Annotated in this window: 19 protein-coding genes and 1 pseudogene; 17 read left to right on the forward strand and 3 right to left on the reverse strand. The window is 75.5% G+C overall.

Annotated features, from left to right (window positions below; genetic code table 11):
- The first annotated feature begins 13 nt into the window (after window positions 1–13).
- The 6 genes from ACYVM4_RS02825 to ACYVM4_RS02850 all read left to right on the forward strand — a co-directional run bounded on the left by ACYVM4_RS02825 (window position 14) and on the right by ACYVM4_RS02850 (window position 4,227).
- The gene (locus ACYVM4_RS02825) at window positions 14–298 is read left to right on the forward strand and encodes a hypothetical protein (protein ID WP_368822341.1); all 285 of its coding nucleotides are present in this window, start codon (window positions 14–16) and stop codon (window positions 296–298) included.
- Between the two features lie 39 nt (window positions 299–337).
- Window positions 338–910 (forward strand): hypothetical protein, encoded by a 573-nt coding sequence (locus tag ACYVM4_RS02830; RefSeq protein WP_460667588.1) that lies wholly within the window; start codon window positions 338–340, stop codon window positions 908–910.
- A gap of 35 nt (window positions 911–945) precedes the next feature.
- Window positions 946–1,518 carry a hypothetical protein gene (locus tag ACYVM4_RS02835; RefSeq protein ID WP_368822344.1) on the forward strand — a complete coding sequence of 191 codons (573 nt, stop codon included), beginning with the start codon at window positions 946–948 and terminating at the stop codon, window positions 1,516–1,518.
- An 86-nt stretch (window positions 1,519–1,604) separates the two neighbouring features.
- Entirely contained in the window at window positions 1,605–2,009 is a 405-nt protein-coding gene (locus tag ACYVM4_RS02840) for a hypothetical protein (RefSeq protein ID WP_368822345.1), read from the forward strand.
- Window positions 2,006–3,574: a hypothetical protein gene (locus ACYVM4_RS02845; RefSeq protein ID WP_460667589.1), complete on the forward strand. Its 1,569-nt coding sequence runs from the start codon at window positions 2,006–2,008 to the stop codon at window positions 3,572–3,574. Before ACYVM4_RS02840 ends, ACYVM4_RS02845 begins: the two co-directional genes overlap by 4 nt.
- Window positions 3,544–4,227, forward strand: coding sequence for an ABC transporter ATP-binding protein (locus ACYVM4_RS02850; protein WP_460667590.1), 684 nt, complete (start codon window positions 3,544–3,546; stop codon window positions 4,225–4,227). Before ACYVM4_RS02845 ends, ACYVM4_RS02850 begins: the two co-directional genes overlap by 31 nt.
- Here the strand turns inward: ACYVM4_RS02850 and ACYVM4_RS02855 are convergent.
- Complete coding sequence (locus ACYVM4_RS02855) at window positions 4,191–4,886, reverse strand: response regulator (RefSeq protein WP_368822350.1); 696 nt, start codon at window positions 4,884–4,886, stop codon at window positions 4,191–4,193. The two genes, ACYVM4_RS02850 and ACYVM4_RS02855, sit on opposite strands and share 37 nt — an antisense overlap.
- A 182-nt stretch (window positions 4,887–5,068) precedes the next feature.
- Here ACYVM4_RS02855 and ACYVM4_RS02860 point away from each other — a divergent pair, with 182 nt between their 5' ends.
- Window positions 5,069–5,254, forward strand: a complete 186-nt coding sequence (locus ACYVM4_RS02860; protein ID WP_368822351.1) for a hypothetical protein — start codon at window positions 5,069–5,071, stop codon at window positions 5,252–5,254.
- An 86-nt stretch (window positions 5,255–5,340) separates the two neighbouring features.
- Window positions 5,341–6,558 (forward strand): sensor histidine kinase, encoded by a 1,218-nt coding sequence (locus tag ACYVM4_RS02865; protein WP_460667591.1) that lies wholly within the window; start codon window positions 5,341–5,343, stop codon window positions 6,556–6,558.
- Here ACYVM4_RS02865 and ACYVM4_RS02870 read toward each other — a convergent pair.
- On the reverse strand, window positions 6,487–7,773 hold the full coding sequence (locus ACYVM4_RS02870; protein ID WP_460667602.1) for an MFS transporter: 1,287 nt from the start codon (window positions 7,771–7,773) through the stop codon (window positions 6,487–6,489). The genes ACYVM4_RS02865 and ACYVM4_RS02870 overlap by 72 nt on opposite strands.
- A gap of 56 nt (window positions 7,774–7,829) precedes the next feature.
- On the opposite strand from ACYVM4_RS02870, the gene ACYVM4_RS02875 reads away from it, so the two are divergent.
- The 7 genes and pseudogenes from ACYVM4_RS02875 (at window position 7,830) to ACYVM4_RS02905 (ending at window position 12,459) form a co-directional block, all read left to right on the forward strand.
- Window positions 7,830–8,468: a DNA-3-methyladenine glycosylase I gene (locus ACYVM4_RS02875; protein WP_460667592.1), complete on the forward strand. Its 639-nt coding sequence runs from the start codon at window positions 7,830–7,832 to the stop codon at window positions 8,466–8,468.
- Between the two features lie 58 nt (window positions 8,469–8,526).
- Window positions 8,527–8,736 (forward strand): hypothetical protein, encoded by a 210-nt coding sequence (locus tag ACYVM4_RS02880; protein ID WP_460667593.1) that lies wholly within the window; start codon window positions 8,527–8,529, stop codon window positions 8,734–8,736.
- 4 nt (window positions 8,737–8,740) lie between these two features.
- Entirely contained in the window at window positions 8,741–9,574 is an 834-nt protein-coding gene (locus ACYVM4_RS02885) for a PhzF family phenazine biosynthesis protein (protein WP_368822355.1), read from the forward strand.
- Window positions 9,575–9,615: 41 nt separating this feature from the next.
- Window positions 9,616–9,768, forward strand: a pseudogene (locus ACYVM4_RS02890) (acyl-CoA thioesterase); the annotation flags it as partial.
- Between the two features lie 22 nt (window positions 9,769–9,790).
- The gene (locus ACYVM4_RS02895) at window positions 9,791–10,660 is read left to right on the forward strand and encodes an SMP-30/gluconolactonase/LRE family protein (protein ID WP_460667594.1); all 870 of its coding nucleotides are present in this window, start codon (window positions 9,791–9,793) and stop codon (window positions 10,658–10,660) included.
- Between the two features lie 221 nt (window positions 10,661–10,881).
- A complete protein-coding gene (locus ACYVM4_RS02900) occupies window positions 10,882–11,676 on the forward strand; it encodes a MerR family transcriptional regulator (RefSeq protein WP_460667595.1) in 795 nt (264 codons plus the stop codon).
- Between the two features lie 84 nt (window positions 11,677–11,760).
- Window positions 11,761–12,459 carry a TetR/AcrR family transcriptional regulator gene (locus tag ACYVM4_RS02905; protein ID WP_368822358.1) on the forward strand — a complete coding sequence of 233 codons (699 nt, stop codon included), beginning with the start codon at window positions 11,761–11,763 and terminating at the stop codon, window positions 12,457–12,459.
- Between the two features lie 4 nt (window positions 12,460–12,463).
- Here ACYVM4_RS02905 and ACYVM4_RS02910 read toward each other — a convergent pair whose 3' ends face one another.
- Window positions 12,464–13,009 carry a GNAT family N-acetyltransferase gene (locus tag ACYVM4_RS02910; RefSeq protein ID WP_460667596.1) on the reverse strand — a complete coding sequence of 182 codons (546 nt, stop codon included), beginning with the start codon at window positions 13,007–13,009 and terminating at the stop codon, window positions 12,464–12,466.
- 131 nt (window positions 13,010–13,140) lie between these two features.
- On the opposite strand from ACYVM4_RS02910, the gene ACYVM4_RS02915 reads away from it, so the two are divergent.
- Complete coding sequence (locus ACYVM4_RS02915) at window positions 13,141–15,276, forward strand: 3-hydroxyacyl-CoA dehydrogenase NAD-binding domain-containing protein (protein WP_460667597.1); 2,136 nt, start codon at window positions 13,141–13,143, stop codon at window positions 15,274–15,276.
- A 46-nt stretch (window positions 15,277–15,322) separates the two neighbouring features.
- Entirely contained in the window at window positions 15,323–16,561 is a 1,239-nt protein-coding gene (locus tag ACYVM4_RS02920) for an acyl-CoA dehydrogenase family protein (RefSeq protein ID WP_460667598.1), read from the forward strand.
- Window positions 16,562–16,658: the final 97 nt, after the last annotated feature.

Consider the following 16,658-nt stretch of genomic DNA (forward strand, 5'->3'; position numbering starts at 1 on the left):
AGAGGAGCTCTTCATGACCACCCCCCACACCCCCTCCGTCCGCACGGTCCTGCCCGTCTCGGCCGCCGCCTCCATCGCCGTCCTCGGCCTCGTCCTCGGCGGTGTCGGCATCGCCTGGGTCGCCGGCTCCCTCGGCATCTCCGCCGCGTCCGCGAGCCAGATCGTGGCCGCGGTCGAGGCCGGCGGCTGGGCGCTGACCCTCGTGGCCGCGATGTTCGGCTTCGGCATCGGCGGCGCGATCGTCGGCACCATCCGCTGGTACCTGTCCAAGAAGGCCCGCAACCTGGCCATCGCCTGAGCCGCCGCCCCCGCCGCTGACCCTGCCGGGACCCCCGCCATGAAGACCGTGCCGACGGACCTCCGCACCCCTGCCCGCGACGACCGTGCCGCGCGCCGAGCCCTCGGGTGGGCGGCGGCAGCCGCCACGGCGCTCTTCGTGGCGGGGTTCCTGGTGGGGTACGAGAGCATCTCCCGAGTCCCCGCGACCCTGCAGGACACCGCCGGCGCCGGTCAGGACCACGACGGCTCCTTCGGCTCCATCGTGATCCGCAACCTCGGCGCCGCCGCCCTGCTCTACAGCGGCGTGCTCACCGGCGGCCTGCTCACGGGCACGTCCCTGGCGCTGCTGTCGGTCTACGTGGGGGCCACGGCGAAGATCGGCGTGCTCAACGTCGGCGCCGCCGCGCTCGTCGGTGCGGCCGGGTGGTACGCGGGACTCGAGTTCCTCGGCTGCCTCGTGGCAGCGACCGCAGGGCTGCTCCCGCTCACCACCGCCCTGACCGCCCGCCGGCACGGCCTGGTGCACAGCTACCTCACGGCGCTGCCGGCCTCCCTCGGCGTCCTCGCCCTCGCCGTCGCCCTCCTGTTCGCCGCCGCGGGGATCGAGGCGGCGCTCATCGCCCGGCGGTGAGCACCGCCGTTCCCCCCGCTACCGGAAGGACCCCGATGTCCACCCTCCACGTCTCCGCCCACCCCGGCGCCGGAGCCTCCACCCCCCGTCCGCTGCCGGCGACCACCCGGCTCGTCCGGACGGTCCTCTGGGCGATGGGGCTCGGGCTGCTGCTGCTGCGGCTGCCGGCGACCACCGACCAGATGCACGACCAGGCCGCGACGGCCGTGACCGACGAGCTGCAGGGGGTCGACCCCTCCCTGATCGGGCTCTCCGTCAACGTCGCCGTGCTCGTCGGCGTCCTGGTCTTCGCCGTGGTCCTCGCCCTGTACCTCTGGTTCGCCGGGCTCCTCGAGAGCAGACTCCTCCCGCAGGGCCTGCCGCTCGGCGGCGGGCAGCGGATCGGGCTCTACACGCTGGTGGCCGGCGGCCTCACGGTCCTGTCCCAGGGCTGGGCCCTGGCCACCGGCCGGATGGCGGAGGGGCCCGCGGAGGCCGCCGCGGTGCTGGCCTTCGCCCTCGCCGCGGCGCTGCTCTACCGCCGCCGGTGGAGGTCCTGCAGCGCCGGCCGGCAGGTGCTCGTGGTCGTCGTCGCCGTCGCGACCGCCGCGCTCGTCGCCATGGTCTGACCCCGCCACGGTTCCCGCCGCCCCCGAGCCCACCGTCAGCCCCGCCTCAACCCCTCATCAGCCCTCGACCACCAGGAGTGCCCGCCGTGCCGACCCTCACCCAGAACCACGTCCGACTGGTCCTCGTCACCGTGGCCGTCCTGGGCGCCGCCGCCCTGACCGCGATCCTCCTCCAGGGCCGGGGCACCAGCACCGTCCCGGTCGGGCTGTGGTCCCTCCTCGTGGGGGCGCTGGCTGTCGCGGGCGTGCTCCTGCCGCTCGTGGCCGCCGCGACCCCGCTGTCCCGGCCGCGCTCCGTGGCGCCGGCCGTGCTGCTGTTCCTGGCCATGACGGCCCACGCGACCTTCCTCGACGAGCGGCTGAGCGGGTTCCCCGTGGGCTGGCTGTGCACGATGGGAGTCGTCGCCTCGCTCGCGGGCACGGTCGTGCTCCTGTTCAACGCCCTCGGGCTCCGGCGGGAGCGGTCCGAGACGCGCAGCAGGCTCTCGTGACGACCAGCGCGACCGTGCGCCCGGCGAGCGGGTCGACCGGCCCGGTGCGGCGGCGGACGCCCGCCCCGCCGGCCCGCCGCCGTCTCCGGCTCCTGGCGGACCTGCGGATCGCGGACCTGCTGCAGGCGCTGGGCACGTCCGTGCCGGTGGACACGGCCCGCCGCATCCTGGTCGGAGCCGCGGCAGGGGCCGTCCTCCTGGCCCTCGCGGCCGGGATCGTCGCGGCGCGCGCGGCCGCGGTGCTGGCGCCGGGCGCGGGCGTGGTCGGGCTCTTCGTGCTGCTCTGCGCCTACGCCGGGCTCGGCGCCCTCGCGGGCGAGACCCTCGGCCGGTTCCGCAGCTGCGTCAGCGACCACCCGCAGCGGGACTTCTTCGTGGGTCTCGACGTCCGGGCCGCGGACGTGTTCGTCGTCCACGCCCTCCCGCGCGTGGCCGTGGCGAGCGCCGTGTGGGGCGCCGCGGGCCTGGGGGTGCTCGCCGGGTCCGTCCTGGCCGGGCACGGGCCCGGCGCCGCGGGGACGGTGCTGCTGCTGGGGACGCCCGTGGCCTTCGGCGCGCTGACGGCCGCCGGCGCCCTGCGCTCCGCCGCCCGCCCCGAGAACGGGCGCCGGCACTTCCCCACGGTGCTCGCGGCGGCGTCCGTCCTGGCCGGGGCCGGGGCGCACGGGGCGGTGCTGCTGCTCACCCCCCTCGTCCCCGGTGCCCTCGGCCCGGTGGCCGGTGCGGCGACCGGTCCCGCGCCGGGGCTGCCGGAACCCGTCCTCCTCGCCGGCCTCACGGCGGTCGCGGGCGTCGGTGCGGTCGGTGCCGTCGCCGGCCGCCGCGCCCTCGCGGCGGTGTCCTTCCCGGCCCGGCGGGCCGCGCCCCTGGTGCGCCGGCCGCGCCTGAGCGGTCCCGCGGTCCTGCAGTTCGCCCGCGTGCTGGGCGTCCAGCGGGCGCACGGGTGGCGCCTGCGGGCCCAGCAGCGGATCACCGTCGCGGTCGCCGCCGCGACCGCGGCGCTGCTCGGTGCGACCTCCGCCGGCCTGCGGATGCCGCCGCTGCCCGCCGTGTCGGACGCGACGTGGGAGGCGGCGCTGCGGCCCACCCTGGGCTTCGTCGCCCTCATGACGGGCCTCGCGCTCGCGGAGCTCGTGAGCTCGGACATCGGCGCCTTCCGCTACGGCCGCCACCTGCGCACCGCCGTGGAGTCCGGGGCGGCCCGCTCCTCCGTGGCGCTGGGGCACCTCACCGCGCTCACCCTGCCGCTGCTGCTGCCGGCCCTGCTGCTCGTCGTCGCCGCCGGGGTGCTGACGGGGACCCTGTCCGCGGCGCCCGCGGCCGTGGTGCTGGGCGCGGTGTGGGCCGCGACCGTCGCGGAGCACCTGCTGCCGCCACCGCGCACGGTCGAGGGGACGGGCGCGGACAGCCCGCTCACGGGTGTCCTCACCGTCGTCCTCGCCGCCGCGCCCGTGGCCGTCCCGCTGACCTTCCCCGCCACCGACCCGTGGATCGTCCCCCTGCTCGCCCTGACCCTCGCCGGAGGTGCCCTCACATGCCTGCACCGCTCCCTCACCCACCGCTGATCCACGTCGAGGCGGTGAGCGCCGGCTTCGACGCCGGGCGCCCCCTCCACCGGGGGCTCACGCTGCAGATCGAGGCCCCCGGGCTGACGCTCCTGCAGGGCCCCAACGGCTCCGGCAAGTCGACGCTCGTCGAGGTCCTCAGCGGGCACCTGCCGCAGACCGCGGGCACGGTCACGCTCGCGGGCGTGGACGCACGCTCGCCGGAGGCCTCCCGGGTGCGCCGGATCTGCCGCACCGAACCGGCGCTCTACCCCACGATGACCGCACGGGACCACGTGGTGTTCGCGAGCGGCTGGTGCGGCGCCGACCCGCAGGAGGGGCTGCGCCGCGCGGCGCGCCACGGGCTCGGACCGTGGCTGGACGAGGCCGCCGAGCACCTGTCCACGGGCAATCGGCGCAAGCTGTGGACGATCGTGTGCACCAGCGGCGACTTCGACGTCGTCGTCCTGGACGAGCCGTTCAACGGACTGGACGGCGCGTCCACGACGGTGCTCTGCGAGGAGCTCACGGAGTGGGCGGCGCGGCGCGCGGTCCTGGTGGTGGCCCACCGCCCGCCCGCGCAGCTGGCGCCGGACGCGGTGCTGACCCTCCCCGGCGGCGCGGACCCGCGGACGGCTCAGGACGACGGGATCGTCACCAGCCCGGTGCGGTAGGCCTTGATCACGACCTGCACCCGGTCCCGCACCTCCATCTTCGTGAGGATGTGGCTGAGGTGGGACTTGACGGTCGGCTCGGACACGAAGAGCGCGGCGGCGATCTCGCGGTTGCTGAGGCCCTCGCAGAGCAGGGCCACGACCTCGCGCTCCCGCGCCGAGAGTCCCTCCACCGCGGCGACGTCCTCCGGCCGCGGCCCCGTCGGCTCCGGGTCCGCGACGACGCTGCGGACGAGGGTCGCGGCCACCCGCCGGGAGATCGCGGCCTCCCCGGCCAGCACGCTGCGCACGGCGCCCACGATCTCGTGGGGCTCGGAGTCCTTGACCACGTAGCCGCTCGCCCCGGCCCGGAGCGCGGGGATCACCCAGTCCTCCGAGTGGAACGTGGTCACGGCCAGCACCTTCACCTCCGGGTGCTCGTGCGTGATCGCACGGGTGGCCTCGATGCCGTCGAGGACCGGCATCTGCAGGTCCATGACCACCACGTCCGGGCGCAGGGCGCGGCACTGCTCGACCGCAGCCCGGCCGTTGCGGGCCTCGCCCACGACCACGAGATCCGCCTCCGCGTCGATGAACACGCGCAGGGCCCGGAGCATGAGCTGCTGGTCGTCGACGATCAGGACCTTGACGGGGCTCGCCACCGGCGCGTGCTCGTTCATGGCTCTCACCGTAGCGGAGAGCGGCCACGGCGCCGGCGGGACGGGGCCGCGCGGCGCACGCCTCCGCCCAAGGAATGACCCGCGACCATCCTCCCGGATGACCCCGCGGGCCCCTGCCCTCGGCGACCATGGTTCACGACCGCACACCGATCGGGTGCGGCGCCCTGCCGGAAGGACCCCCCGTGAAGACGCTCTCCGCCGCCTCGCTGCTCGCCGCCGTGCTGCTGACCGCCGGCGGTGTTCCCCCCGCCGCGGCCCAGGCGTCGCCGGTCGCCCTGGCGCCGGTCCTGAAGGTCGACCCCGGCACCGACAGCCCGGACGGGCACACGAGCCGCGGGTGCTCGTTCCTCTTCCTGCGCTGGTGCTGACCCGGCGCGCTCCCGGACGGGCCCGGCGCCCGCGGCTATCCTCCGAGGTGGACCGAAGCACCGGGCCACCGCACCGGAAGGACCGCATGGCACGCCGCGCAGCGCAGCAGGACCGCCGGCCCGGCCTGGGCACGCTCCTGCCGCAGGGGATCGCGCGGGCCCGCCCCCTGCACCGGTGGGTGCGGGTGGCCCTGCTGCTGTTCATCACGGTGAGCGCCCTGGACGCCGTCCGGCTCGTGCTGACCGGCCCGGGTCTGGGGTTCGGGGACCGGGACTACGAGCTGCTGCTCGTGGTCCTGGAGGCCGCCACGGTCGCCGTCCTGGCGCTGCGCTCCAGCTGGACGTGGCTGCCGCTCGCCGCGCTGCTGGTCCTGCTCCACCCCCAGACCAACCCGGGCAGCTACATGGTCGTGATCCCGCTGGTCCTGGCCTTCACCGCGTACGGAGCGGCCCTGCCCGGACTCGCCGCGGCCGTCGGAGCCTTCCTCGTGTGGCAGATCTCGTGGGCCGTCAACGTCTCGGTCGTGGGCCCGCAGTTCCTCTGGAGCTACGTGCCGCTGACCCTGGTCCTCCTCCTGCCCGGTCTCGTCCTGCGGGCCCTGAGCGCGCAGCAGGAGCTGGACCGCGTCGAGATCGCCGCGGGCCAGGAGCGCACGGCGCACGCCCTCGAGCAGCAGCGCCTCGAGCTGGCCCGGGAGCTGCACGACATCGTCGCCCACGACCTCACGCTCATCGCCATGCAAGCGCGCTCAGGGGCCTACTCGCGGGACCCGGAGACCATGAAGGAGGCCCTGGACGTCGTGGGTGACTCCTCCCGCGCGGCCCTCAAGGACCTGCGCCGGCTGCTGGGGATCATGCGCGTCGAGCCGGGCGCCGGGCTCGCACAGGACTCCAGCGCCGCCGCGGCCGTCGACACGGGCCGGGGCCTCGACGAGGTCGCGGCCGCGCTGCGGGAGGTCGGCTTCCGCACGGACACCCGGGTGCGGGGCGACCTCGCGAGGATCCCGGAAGGGGTGCGGCCCACGGTCCAGCGGGTCCTCCAGGAGGGGTCGACGAACATCATGAAGCACGCGCCCGCCCGGACGAGCTGCGTGCTGGCCGTGCAGGTCGAGGAGGTCGACGTCGTGATCGAGGTGCACAACGCCGCAGGTCCGGGCTCCGGGCCCGGCCTCCCGGCCTCGGGGTACGGGCTGCTCGGGCTGCGCGAGCGCGTCCAGCTGCTCGGCGGGGAGCTAGCGGCGGGACCGGCGGACGGCGGCTGGCGCGTCGGCGCCCGCATCCCGCTGGGCCCGTCCACCGTGTGAGACCACCACGACCGTCACGAGGACGAGCAGGGCCGCGCTGAGCCCGTCGAAGCCGATCAGTGCCAGCACCGGTCCCGCGAGCGCGCCGCCGGTCGCGCCGGCGAGGTTCATGAACAGGTCCGAGACGCCCTGCAGCTTCGGCCGCTCGGCCGGCGCGACGGCCTCGGCCACGAGCGTGGAGCCCGCGACCGTGGAGGCGGACCAGCCGAGACCGAGCAGGACCAGGCCGACCGTCACCAGCACCGGGGACGTCGAGCCGAGCCAGGACAGGACGAGGGCCGCCACGAACAGGGCCTGGCCGAGCAGGACGGTGGAGCGGCGGCCGGCCCGGTCCGCGAGCCAGCCGAACACGGGGGCGAGGGCGTACATCCCGGCCACGTGCAGGCTGATGGTCAGGCCCACGACGCTCAGCGACGCGCCGTGCAGGGTCAGGTGCACGGGCGTCATGGACATCAGCGCCACCATGACGGCGTGGCTCAGCGCCACGGTGAGCACGGCACGGCGGGCGGGCGACGAGGACCGCAGCGCCGCCAGCCCGCCCGCGGGGGAGGGCTTGTCCCTCCCCGCGGCCTCGCCGTCGGCCACCGCCAGCAGCAGGGGGTCCGGCCGCAGCGCCGTGAGGTAGACCAGGGCCCCGAAGGCCTGCGCCACGAGGGCGATGACGAACCCGCCCGTGAGCTCCGGCAGGCCCAGGGCCCGCCCGATGCGCTCACCCGGCTCGAAGAGGTTGGGGCCGAGCACCGCGCCGATCGTCGTGGACCAGACCACCAGGGACAGGTCCCGGGCGCGGGTGTCGTCGGCGGCGAGGTCGGTCGCCGCGAACCGGGACTGGAGGTTGAGCGCCGAGCCGGCGCCGAGCAGCGCCAGGCCCGCCAGCAGGACGGGGAAGCTCGCGAGGACGGCGGCGCCGATCGTGATCGACGCGCCCGCCATGGCGGTGAACGCCCCGGTGCTCAGCGAGATCCGCCGGCCGCGGGCCTGGGCGAGCCGGGCGAGGGGGACGGCGAGCAGGGCCGCGCCGAGGGTGTTCATGGTCGCGGCCATGCCCGACCAGGCCGAGGAGCCGGAGACCTCGGTGACGAGGAGGGCGCCGAGGGCCAGGGTGGCGCCGACGCCGAGCCCGCCGAGGACCTGGCCGAGGGCCAGGACGCGGACGACTCTCCGCTGGAGGGCGCGCCGGTCCACGGTGGAGTTCGTCGGGTACATGACCGCCATCATATACCCCAGGGGGTACTTCTCAGGGGTGTGCCGGAGCCCTCCGGTGTGGTTCGATGCTCGGCATGAGCTCCCTGCCCGATCCCGCGACCGGCCTCGTCCTCGGCGAGGACGGGCTCGCCCGCCCCGCCTGGGCGGCCACGGACCCGCTCCTGCGCGCGTACTACGACACCGAGTGGGGCGTGCCCGTGCGGGACGAGCGGGGGCTCTACGAGCGGATCTGCCTCGAGGGCTTCCAGGCCGGACTGTCCTGGGCCACGATCCTGCGCAAGCGGCCCGCCTTCCGGGCGGCCTTCGCGGACTTCGACCCGGACACGGTCTCCGGCTTCGGCCCGGACGACGTCGACCGACTGCTGGGCGACGCCGGGATCGTGCGCCACCGGGGCAAGATCGAGGCCGCCGTCGGCAACGCCCGCGCCACCGTGGCCCTGCGCGGCGAGGGCGGGCTGGTCGAGCTCGTGTGGTCGTTCCGCCCGGCGCGGACCCCCCGCCCGCGCACGGCGGACGAGGTCCCGACCCGCTCCCCGGAGTCCGAGGCCCTGTCCCGGGCACTGCGGGGGCGCGGCTTCCGCTTCGTGGGACCGACCACGATGCACGCGCTCATGGAGGCGGTCGGGATCGTCGACACCCACCTGGTCGGCAGCCACCGCCGGGGCAGCTCCGGGGTGTGGCCGGAGGCGCCGGAGGGTGCGTAGGATTCCTGGCACCGAACCCGACGACGCCCCGCGTCGCCTTCCGGCAGGAGGCCCGGCCATGTACGACAACAGCGAGCAGCGCAGCGCGGTGCTGCCCCTGGTGCTGAGCACCGTGGGCTCCGTCCTGGTCGGCATGGTGGTGCGGAGGCTCCGGGGGAACCGGGCGGCGGCCCGCGGCGAGACCGCCGGCAGGACCGCCGGCAGGGGCGGCCGGCGGGCGGGGCGGGCCCGGACCGCCCGCAGGAACGCGCGCGGGCCGGTGCTCTGAGACCGTGACGAGCCACGCGATCAGCTGGGTGGACGTCTTCTCGGCGGCGCCGCTGGGCGGCAACCCGCTCGCCGTCGTGCACGGGGCCGACGCCCTCGGCGAGGACACGATGGCGCGCTTCGCCCGCTGGACCAACCTGTCCGAGACCACGTTCCTGCTCGAGCCCACGGTCCCGGGCGCCGACTACCGGGTGCGGATTTTCACCCCCGGCGGGGAGCTGCCGTTCGCGGGGCACCCCACGCTCGGGACGGCGTCCGCCTGGCTCGCCCTCGGCGGGGAGGCCGCGGGCGAGGACGTCGTCCAGGAGTGCGGGGTGGGGCTGGTGACCGTCCGGCGCCGAGGGGACCGGCTCTCGTTCGCCGCCCCGCCCCTGCTGCGCTACGAGCCCGTGGCGGAGCCGGGGCTGCTGGACCGGGTGGCACGGTCCCTGCGGCTGGACCCGTCCGCGATGCTCGACGTCTCCTGGGTCGACAACGGTCCCGGCTGGATCGGCGTGCGCGTGGCCGACGCCGGGACCGTCCTGGGGATCCGCGCGGACTGGTCCGCCATGGCGGGGCTCAAGCTCGGCGTGGTCGGGCCCCATCCCGAGGGCGCGGAGTGCGCGGTGGAGGTGCGGGCGTTCGTGGGCGACTGGGTCGTGGAGGACCCGGTCACGGGCAGCCTCAACGCCGGCCTGGCCCGGTGGCTGACCGACAACGGGTGGGCCCCGGACCGCTACGTCGCCGCCCAGGGCACGGTGCTCGGGCGCACCGGGCGCGTGGTGGTGGAGCGGGACGCGGAGACGGTCTGGGTCGGCGGGCACGTGAGCCCGGTGGTCCGCGGAACCGTCGAGCTGTAGCCGGCGGCGCACGGGACGCCGGCCCTGACTATCGTGGGGGCATGACGACCCAGGACATCTCCTTCCGCACCCGCCCGTGGGTCGAGCCGGAGGACCTCAACGCCAACGGCACCCTGTTCGGCGGGAGTCTGCTCCGCCGGATCGACGAGGAGGCGGCGATCTACGCCCTCGTCCAGCTCGAGAACGGGCCTGCTGCACACGGGACGGGACGCTGAGATGGCGGTGCGGCGGCTGAGCGCCGAACGGATCACCGACTCCGTCACCTACCACGGCGAGGGACCGTGCTGGTCGGAGTCCTGGGGCGGACTGCGGTGGGTCGACATGCTCGCCGGGGACGTGCTGTCCTTCGGCGCGGACGGCGAGGTGCTCCGCAAGCACGTCGGGGACGTCGTGGCCTGCGTGCGCCCGCGCGCGACCGGGGGCGCGGTGCTGGCCGTCGAGACGGGCGTGGCCCTCGAGGACCCGGACGGGACCGTCCACCCGGCCGAGCTGCTCTGGGAGCCCGGAGCGGTCCGGATGAACGAGGGCGGGGCCGGCCCGGACGGCTCCTTCTACGTCGGTTCCATGGCCTGGGACCAGGCCGAGGGCGCGGCCACGCTCTTCCGCGTGGACCCGGACCTGCGGTGGGAGCCGGTCCTGGAGGGCGTCACCGTCTCCAACGGCATCGCCTGGTCCCCGGACGGCACCCTGGCCTACTACAACGACACGCCCACCGGGAAGGTCGACGTCCTCGACTGGTCGGAGACCGCGGGGCTGCACGGCCGCCGCACCTTCGTGGTGCCCGAGCTCGCGGAGGGGGACGTCCACCCCGACGGACTGACCGTCGACGCCGACGGCGCGGTGTGGGTGGCCCTGCACGGGGCCGGGCAGGTGCACCGCTACACGGCCGACGGCGCCCTGGACACCGTCGTGGAGGTCGGAGCCCGCCAGACCACCGCGTGCTGCCTGGGCGGGGAGGACCTGCGCACCCTCTACATCACCACCTCCCGGGAGGACCTCGCCGCGGACGAGGATCCCGCCGCCGGCTCCCTGTTCGCCGTCCGGGTCGACGTCCCCGGCCTGCCCGTCCTGCCCTTCGAGGGCTGACCGCGGTGCGGAACCCCCGGCGCACCGCCGGACTGCTGTGGCTGCTCGTGCTCGTGTGGGTCGTCGCCCTCGTGGGCTCCCTGCTCAGCGGGGGACCTCGTCGGCGCTCTCCTTCGCCGTGCTCGCCGTGCTGTGCGCCGCCGGGGCGCTGGTCCTCGGCCGCAGGGCCCGGCCCTGACGGGCTTGACCCTCACGCGGCGGGAGGGCCCAGGATGGAGGGCATGGACGGACAGCGGCCGGCAGCGGCGGACGAGCGGCTCACCGTGGGGCAGGTCGCGGAGCGCTTCGGCGTCACCGTGCGCACGCTCCACCACTACGACGACGTCGGCCTGCTGCGCCCGAGCGAACGCTCGGCGGGCGGGTACCGCCTCTACACCGAGGACGACCTGCTCCGGCTGCGGCACGTCGTGGTCTACCGCCGGCTCGGCTTCCCCCTCGAGCGCATCGAGGAGCTGCTGACCGCGGAGGAGCCCGGGTCCGTGCGGGCGCACCTGCGCCGGCAGCGCGATTCCGTCCTGGCGAGGCAGGCCGAGCTGGCCGACCTCGTCACCGCGATCGACCGAGCACTGGAGAAGGACATGACCGGGATCGACCTGACCCCCGAGGAGCGCCGCGAGCTCTTCGGCGACGGCTTCAGCGACGAGTACGCGGCGGAGGCCGAGCGCCGCTGGGGCGGCACCGACGCGTGGGAGCAGTCCCGCCGCCGCGCGGCCGGGTACGACCAGGAGGACTGGCGGCGGATCGCCGCCGAGACCTCGGCGATCAACGAGCGGTTCGCCGCGGCCCGGCGCGCCGGACTGCCCGCCGACTCGGCCGAGGCGATGGACGCCGCGGAGGCCGCCCGGCGCCAGATCCACGAGCGCTTCTACGACCTCTCGCCCGAACTCCACCGGGCGCTGGGGGACATGTACGTGGGGGACCCGCGGTTCACGAAGACCTACGAGGACCTGGAGCCCGGGCTGGCGCAGTACGTCCGCGACGCGATCCACGCCAACGCCGACCGCGCCGCGGGCTGAGGCCCCCGCCGCGGGCGGCGGTGCGGAGGGCTGCGGCCAGGAGGTGGGAGGCCGCCGGTCTAGGATCGCAGCGAGGAGGAACCCATGACCGAGACCCCCCGGGCGGCCCCGGACGTCGTCACCGGTTCGATCCGCCTGCTCGCGGAGCAGGGCTGGGAGGCCACGACCGTGGACCGGCTCGCGCTCGCCGCGGGCATCAGCCGGGCCACGTTCTTCCGCAAGTACGGGTCCAAGGAGGACATCGTCTTCGCGGACCACGCCGCGAACCTCGAGCGCCTCGAGCAGCAGCTGGCCCGGGCGGCCGACGAGCCGGGCGCCGACCCGGCCGTCGCGCTGCGGGACGGCGTGCTGCTGGTCTTCCGCCACCACCTCGACCACCGGGAGCGGGCCCTGGCCCGCAACGCCCTGCTCCGCCAGGTCCCGCAGCTGCGGGACCGGGAGCTCATCACGTCCCACCGCTACGAGCGGGTCCTGCAGCGCTACCTGCGCTCCGCGCTGCCCGACTCGCCGGGGCGGACCACGCTCGCCACGGCGCTGTCCGCCGCCGCGGTGGCGGTGCACAACGCCGCCCTGCGGGCCTGGCTGCGCGCCCCGGACACCGACCCCTCGGCCGAGCTGGCGGGGCAGCTGGAGCGCCTCGCGCGCACACTCGTCTCCGGCTACGAGGACGGCGCGGCGCGGCCGTCCGCCGCCGGGGCACGACCCGCCGTCGTCGTCACCGTCCTGGACCCCGGCGCGGACACGGAGGAGATCCTGGCGTCCGTGCGGGACGCCCTGCGCTGAGGTCTCACACCTCGCCGGCGAGGATCGCGTAGATCAGCTCGTCGCGCCACTCGCCCAGCTGGTGGTGGCTCTCGCGCAGGGTCGCCTCCAGGCGCATGCCGATGCGCTCGCAGACCCTGGCGGAGCTCACGTTGAGGGCGTCCAGGCTCGCGCAGACCCGGTGCGCGCCCAGCTCGGCGAACGCGAACTCGATCGCGGCGCGGGCGGCCTCGGAGGCGATCCCGCGGCCCGCGTGGCCGGGATGGACCACCCAGCCGATCTCGACCTGCGCGGCCGCCGCGTCCGTCAGCGTCAGCACGACCTCGCCCGCGAGCTCCCGCGAGCCCCGGGGGGAGACGGCGAAGCGGACGTGGTCGCCGTCCCGGCCCCAGGGACGCATGCCGCTGTTCTCGGCCAGGGTCCGCTCGCACTCCTCGCGGGTGCGCGGGCCCCGCCACGCGTACTGCGCGTAGTCCTCACGGCTCTGGTAGGAGTGCATGGGGTCGAGGTCCGCGGCGTCGAAGCGGCGGAACGCGAGGCGTTCGGTCTCTGGAGGCAGCACGTCGATCATCACCGGCCAGACTACGGCCTGCACCCCCGGGAGCCGGACGCCGCACGACGACACTGAGACTCAATTCCTTGACCTGATACTCAGTATCAGTCAGAGTGGTGGCGATCACACCACTCGTCAGGAGTCCGCCCATGGCACCCGCCGCGTCCGCCCCGTCCTTCCCCTCCACCGTCACGGTGGACGTCGAACAGCTGGTCCTGCCCGGCCGGTCCGCCCCCGTCGCCCTGGTGCGGCTGGACTCCACCCCGCCGGGCGGGCTGATCATCTGGGGCTCCGAGGCGCTGGAACAGCTCCGGGACGTCCTGCAGTCGATCGACCAGTCGGCGGTCGAGGCGATCGTGGTCACCGGCAACGCCCGGTCCTTCGGCGCGGGGGCCAACCTCAAGGAGATCCGCCACGCCCAGCTCGCCGGCGTCTCCGACCGGTACGTGGGGCTCGGCCACGAGGCCTTCGGCGTCCTGGCCGACGCGGGCGTGCCCACGTTCTCCCTGCTCACGGGGCAGGCCCTGGGCGGGGGCCTCGAGCTCGCCCTGCACACGGACTACCGCGCGGCCCATCCGCGCACCGGCCCGCTCGGACTGCCCGAGTGCCGGCTCGGCTTCTTCCCGGGCTGGGGCGGCGTGCACCTGCTCCCGCACCTGATCGGCCCGGCCGCGGCGCTGCGCGTCATCGTGTTCGACTCCCTGCGGGGCCGCAGTGCCAAGGCGGCGGAGGCCCTCGAGCTTGGCCTCGTGGACGTGGTGCTCGACGCCGCCCCGGGGACCGGGGAGTGGGACACCGCCTGGCAGCGGTGGGTCGCCGGCAAGCTCACCGCGCTCGACGACGGGGAGGCCCGCCGCCGCGCGGGCACGCCCGGCGACACCGGGGAGCAGCAGTGGCACGACGCCGTGGAGCAGGCCCGGGACCGTGCCGAGCGCACGTGGCACGGCGCGGCGCCGGCCCCGCTCGTGGCGATAGACCTCGTGGCGGACGCCCGGACCGAGACCCGCACCGAGAACGGGACCAAGGCCGTGGCCGCCTTCGCCGAACTGGTCCGCGGGGACGTGGCCAGGGCCTCCCTCTACGCGTTCGAGCTCGTCTCGGCACGGTCCCGGCAGGCCGCCGACGTCCCCACCGCCGAGCCCGTGCCCCTGCGCAAGGCCGCCGTGATCGGCGCCGGCCTGATGGCCGGCCAGCTCGCCTCGCTCATCGCGAGCGGCGCCCGGATCCCCGTGGTCATGACCGACCTCGACGACGAACGCCTCGCCGCCGGCGTGGCCCGGACCCGGGAGCGCTTCGCGGCCCAGGCGGCCCGGGGCAGGATCAGCGCGGAGCAGGCCGAGCAGCTCGGCGCCCTCGTCACGGGGGCGAGCGGGCCGGAGGACCTCGCCGACGCGGACTTCGTGATCGAGGCCGTCTTCGAGGACCTCGACGTGAAGAAGCAGGTCTTCGCCCAGTGGGAGCGGGTCGTGCGGCCGGACGCGATCCTCGCGACCAACACGAGCTCCCTGTCCGTCACCGCCATGGCGGAGGGCCTCCGGCACCCCGAGCGGGTGGTCGGCTTCCACGTCTTCAACCCGGTGGAGGTCACCCCGCTCCTGGAGATCGTCGCCGGGCGGCGGACCGGCGACGCCGCCCTCGCGACCGCCTTCGAGCTCGCCGCGGCGCTGCGCCGCACGGCGGTGCGCGTCCGGGACGCCCCCGGCTTCGTGGTCAACCGCGTGCTGACCCGGCTGTTCGACGTGATCGTCCAGGCGATCGACGCGGGCACGGACGTGGCGGCCGCCGACCACGCGCCCGATCCGATGGGCCTGCCCATGACCCCGCTGCGGCTGCTCGACTTCGTGGGCCCGGCCGTGCTGCACCACGTGGACGAGACCATGCACCGGGCCTATCCCCAGCGCTTCGCGCGGTCCCCGTGGATGGACGCGGTGGTCGAGGCGGGCCTCACCCACGTGCTCCCCACCGAGCAGGCCCCGGAGACGGGCGCGGACGGCTACCTCGCCGCGGACGCCGCGCGGCTGCTCGAGCGGACCCGGGCGGAGCGCCCCGAAGGCAGCCCGGACGCCCCCGCCGCGCCGGAGGAGCTGCTCGCGCGGGTCCAGGACGCCCTGGCCGAGGAGATCGGCGCGATGCTGGCCGAGGGCGTCGTCGCCGGGCCCGAGGACGTGGACCTGTGCATGGTCCTCGGCGCCAACTACCCCTTCCACCTGGGCGGCATCACCCCGTACCTCGACCGCACCGGCGCCTCCGAGCGCGTCCTCGGCCGCCCCTTTCACCGGGACTGACCGCGTCCCCGACCTCCCGCCAGCCCACAGAACGAAGGATCCTTCCATGACCGCCACCCCTGAGACCGGCGCGAACCTGTTCCCCGCCGGCACCGTGGAGCCCGACTACGTCCTCGACCAGGCCCTCGACACCGACGCCGCCGGCGCCTTCGACGCGGTCTCCGGCACCGACCGCGAGCACTGGATGCGCGCCCGCCGGTTCGTCCAGGAGGACCTGCTGCCCGTCATCGCCGAGCACTGGGACCGCTCGGAGTACCCCCTCGACCTCGTCCGCCGGCTCGGGGAGCTCGACCTGCTGCGCGACGGCGTGGCCGTCGACGGCCACGAGGCGATGTCCAAGACCGCGGCGGGGCTGATCAGCATGGAGCTCTCCCGCGGCGACGGGTCCATCGCGACCGTCTCCGGCGTCCAGGGCGGGCTCGCGATGCGCTCGATCGCCATGTGCGGCTCCGAGGAGCAGCGGCAGCGCTGGCTGCCGCGGATGGCCACCGGCGAGCTCCTCGGCGCGTTCGCCCTCACGGAGCCCACGCACGGCTCGGACTCGGTGAGCCTCGAGACCCGTGCCACCCCGGTGGACGGCGGCTGGCTGCTCAACGGGGAGAAGAAGTGGATCGGCAACGGCTCGATGGGCGGGATCACCGTGGTGTGGGCCCGCTCCGACGAGGACGGCCAGGTCCGGGGTTTCGTGGTCCCGCAGGAGAGCGAGGGCTACACCGGCACGACCATCCGCGGCAAGCTCGCCCTGCGCGCCATCCACCAGGCGCACCTGCGGTTCGAGAACGTCTTCGTGCCGGAGGAGAACGCGCTGCCCGCGGCACGGTCCTTCAGGAACACCGCCGACGTCCTGTTCGCGACCCGCATCAGCGTGGCGTGGGGTGCGGTGGGCCACGCCCAGGCCTGCTACGAGACCGCCGTGCAGTACGCGGGTCAGCGCGTGCAGTTCGGCCGGCCCCTCGCCGCCTCGCAGATCATCCAGGAGCGGCTGGCCCGGATGCTGAGCGAGCTCACCCAGATCCAGCTGCTCGTGGCGCGGATGACCGAGCGGGAGGAGGCCGGCCGGCTCACCGCCGAGCAGGCGTCGCTGGCGAAGTACACCTCCACGCGCACGGCCCGCTCGATCGCGGCCAACGCCCGGGACCTCATGGGCGGCAACGGCATTCTGATCGAGAACCGCGTGGCCCGCCACTTCGCCGACATCGAGGCGCTGCACACCTACGAGGGCACCGAGACCGTGCAGGCCCTGATCATCGGGCGCGGCATCACCGGCATCTCCGCCTTCGCCTGACCTCTCGCCCTTCCGCACGACGACGGCGGGGATCCCGCACCCGGGAGCTCGAGCAGCGCCACCCCTGAGGACGGGACGGCCGGGGTCGGCCCGGGAA

The organism is Kocuria himachalensis, assembly GCF_054784195.1.

What these genes read in the sequence shown, in the direction of transcription:
- ACYVM4_RS02825 (WP_368822341.1), top strand. Translation starts at nt 14, where the DNA reads ATGACCACCCCCCACACCCCCTCCGTCCGCACGGTCCTGCCCGTCTCG.
- ACYVM4_RS02830 (WP_460667588.1), top strand. Translation starts at nt 338, where the DNA reads ATGAAGACCGTGCCGACGGACCTCCGCACCCCTGCCCGCGACGACCGT.
- ACYVM4_RS02835 (WP_368822344.1), top strand. Translation starts at nt 946, where the DNA reads ATGTCCACCCTCCACGTCTCCGCCCACCCCGGCGCCGGAGCCTCCACC.
- ACYVM4_RS02850 (WP_460667590.1), top strand. Translation starts at nt 3,544, where the DNA reads ATGCCTGCACCGCTCCCTCACCCACCGCTGATCCACGTCGAGGCGGTG.
- ACYVM4_RS02855 (WP_368822350.1), bottom strand. Translation starts at nt 4,886, where the DNA reads ATGAACGAGCACGCGCCGGTGGCGAGCCCCGTCAAGGTCCTGATCGTC.
- ACYVM4_RS02865 (WP_460667591.1), top strand. Translation starts at nt 5,341, where the DNA reads ATGGCACGCCGCGCAGCGCAGCAGGACCGCCGGCCCGGCCTGGGCACG.
- ACYVM4_RS02870 (WP_460667602.1), bottom strand. Translation starts at nt 7,773, where the DNA reads ATGGCGGTCATGTACCCGACGAACTCCACCGTGGACCGGCGCGCCCTC.
- ACYVM4_RS02875 (WP_460667592.1), top strand. Translation starts at nt 7,830, where the DNA reads ATGCTCGGCATGAGCTCCCTGCCCGATCCCGCGACCGGCCTCGTCCTC.
- ACYVM4_RS02880 (WP_460667593.1), top strand. Translation starts at nt 8,527, where the DNA reads ATGTACGACAACAGCGAGCAGCGCAGCGCGGTGCTGCCCCTGGTGCTG.
- ACYVM4_RS02895 (WP_460667594.1), top strand. Translation starts at nt 9,791, where the DNA reads ATGGCGGTGCGGCGGCTGAGCGCCGAACGGATCACCGACTCCGTCACC.
- ACYVM4_RS02900 (WP_460667595.1), top strand. Translation starts at nt 10,882, where the DNA reads ATGGACGGACAGCGGCCGGCAGCGGCGGACGAGCGGCTCACCGTGGGG.
- ACYVM4_RS02905 (WP_368822358.1), top strand. Translation starts at nt 11,761, where the DNA reads ATGACCGAGACCCCCCGGGCGGCCCCGGACGTCGTCACCGGTTCGATC.
- ACYVM4_RS02910 (WP_460667596.1), bottom strand. Translation starts at nt 13,009, where the DNA reads ATGATCGACGTGCTGCCTCCAGAGACCGAACGCCTCGCGTTCCGCCGC.
- ACYVM4_RS02915 (WP_460667597.1), top strand. Translation starts at nt 13,141, where the DNA reads ATGGCACCCGCCGCGTCCGCCCCGTCCTTCCCCTCCACCGTCACGGTG.
- ACYVM4_RS02920 (WP_460667598.1), top strand. Translation starts at nt 15,323, where the DNA reads ATGACCGCCACCCCTGAGACCGGCGCGAACCTGTTCCCCGCCGGCACC.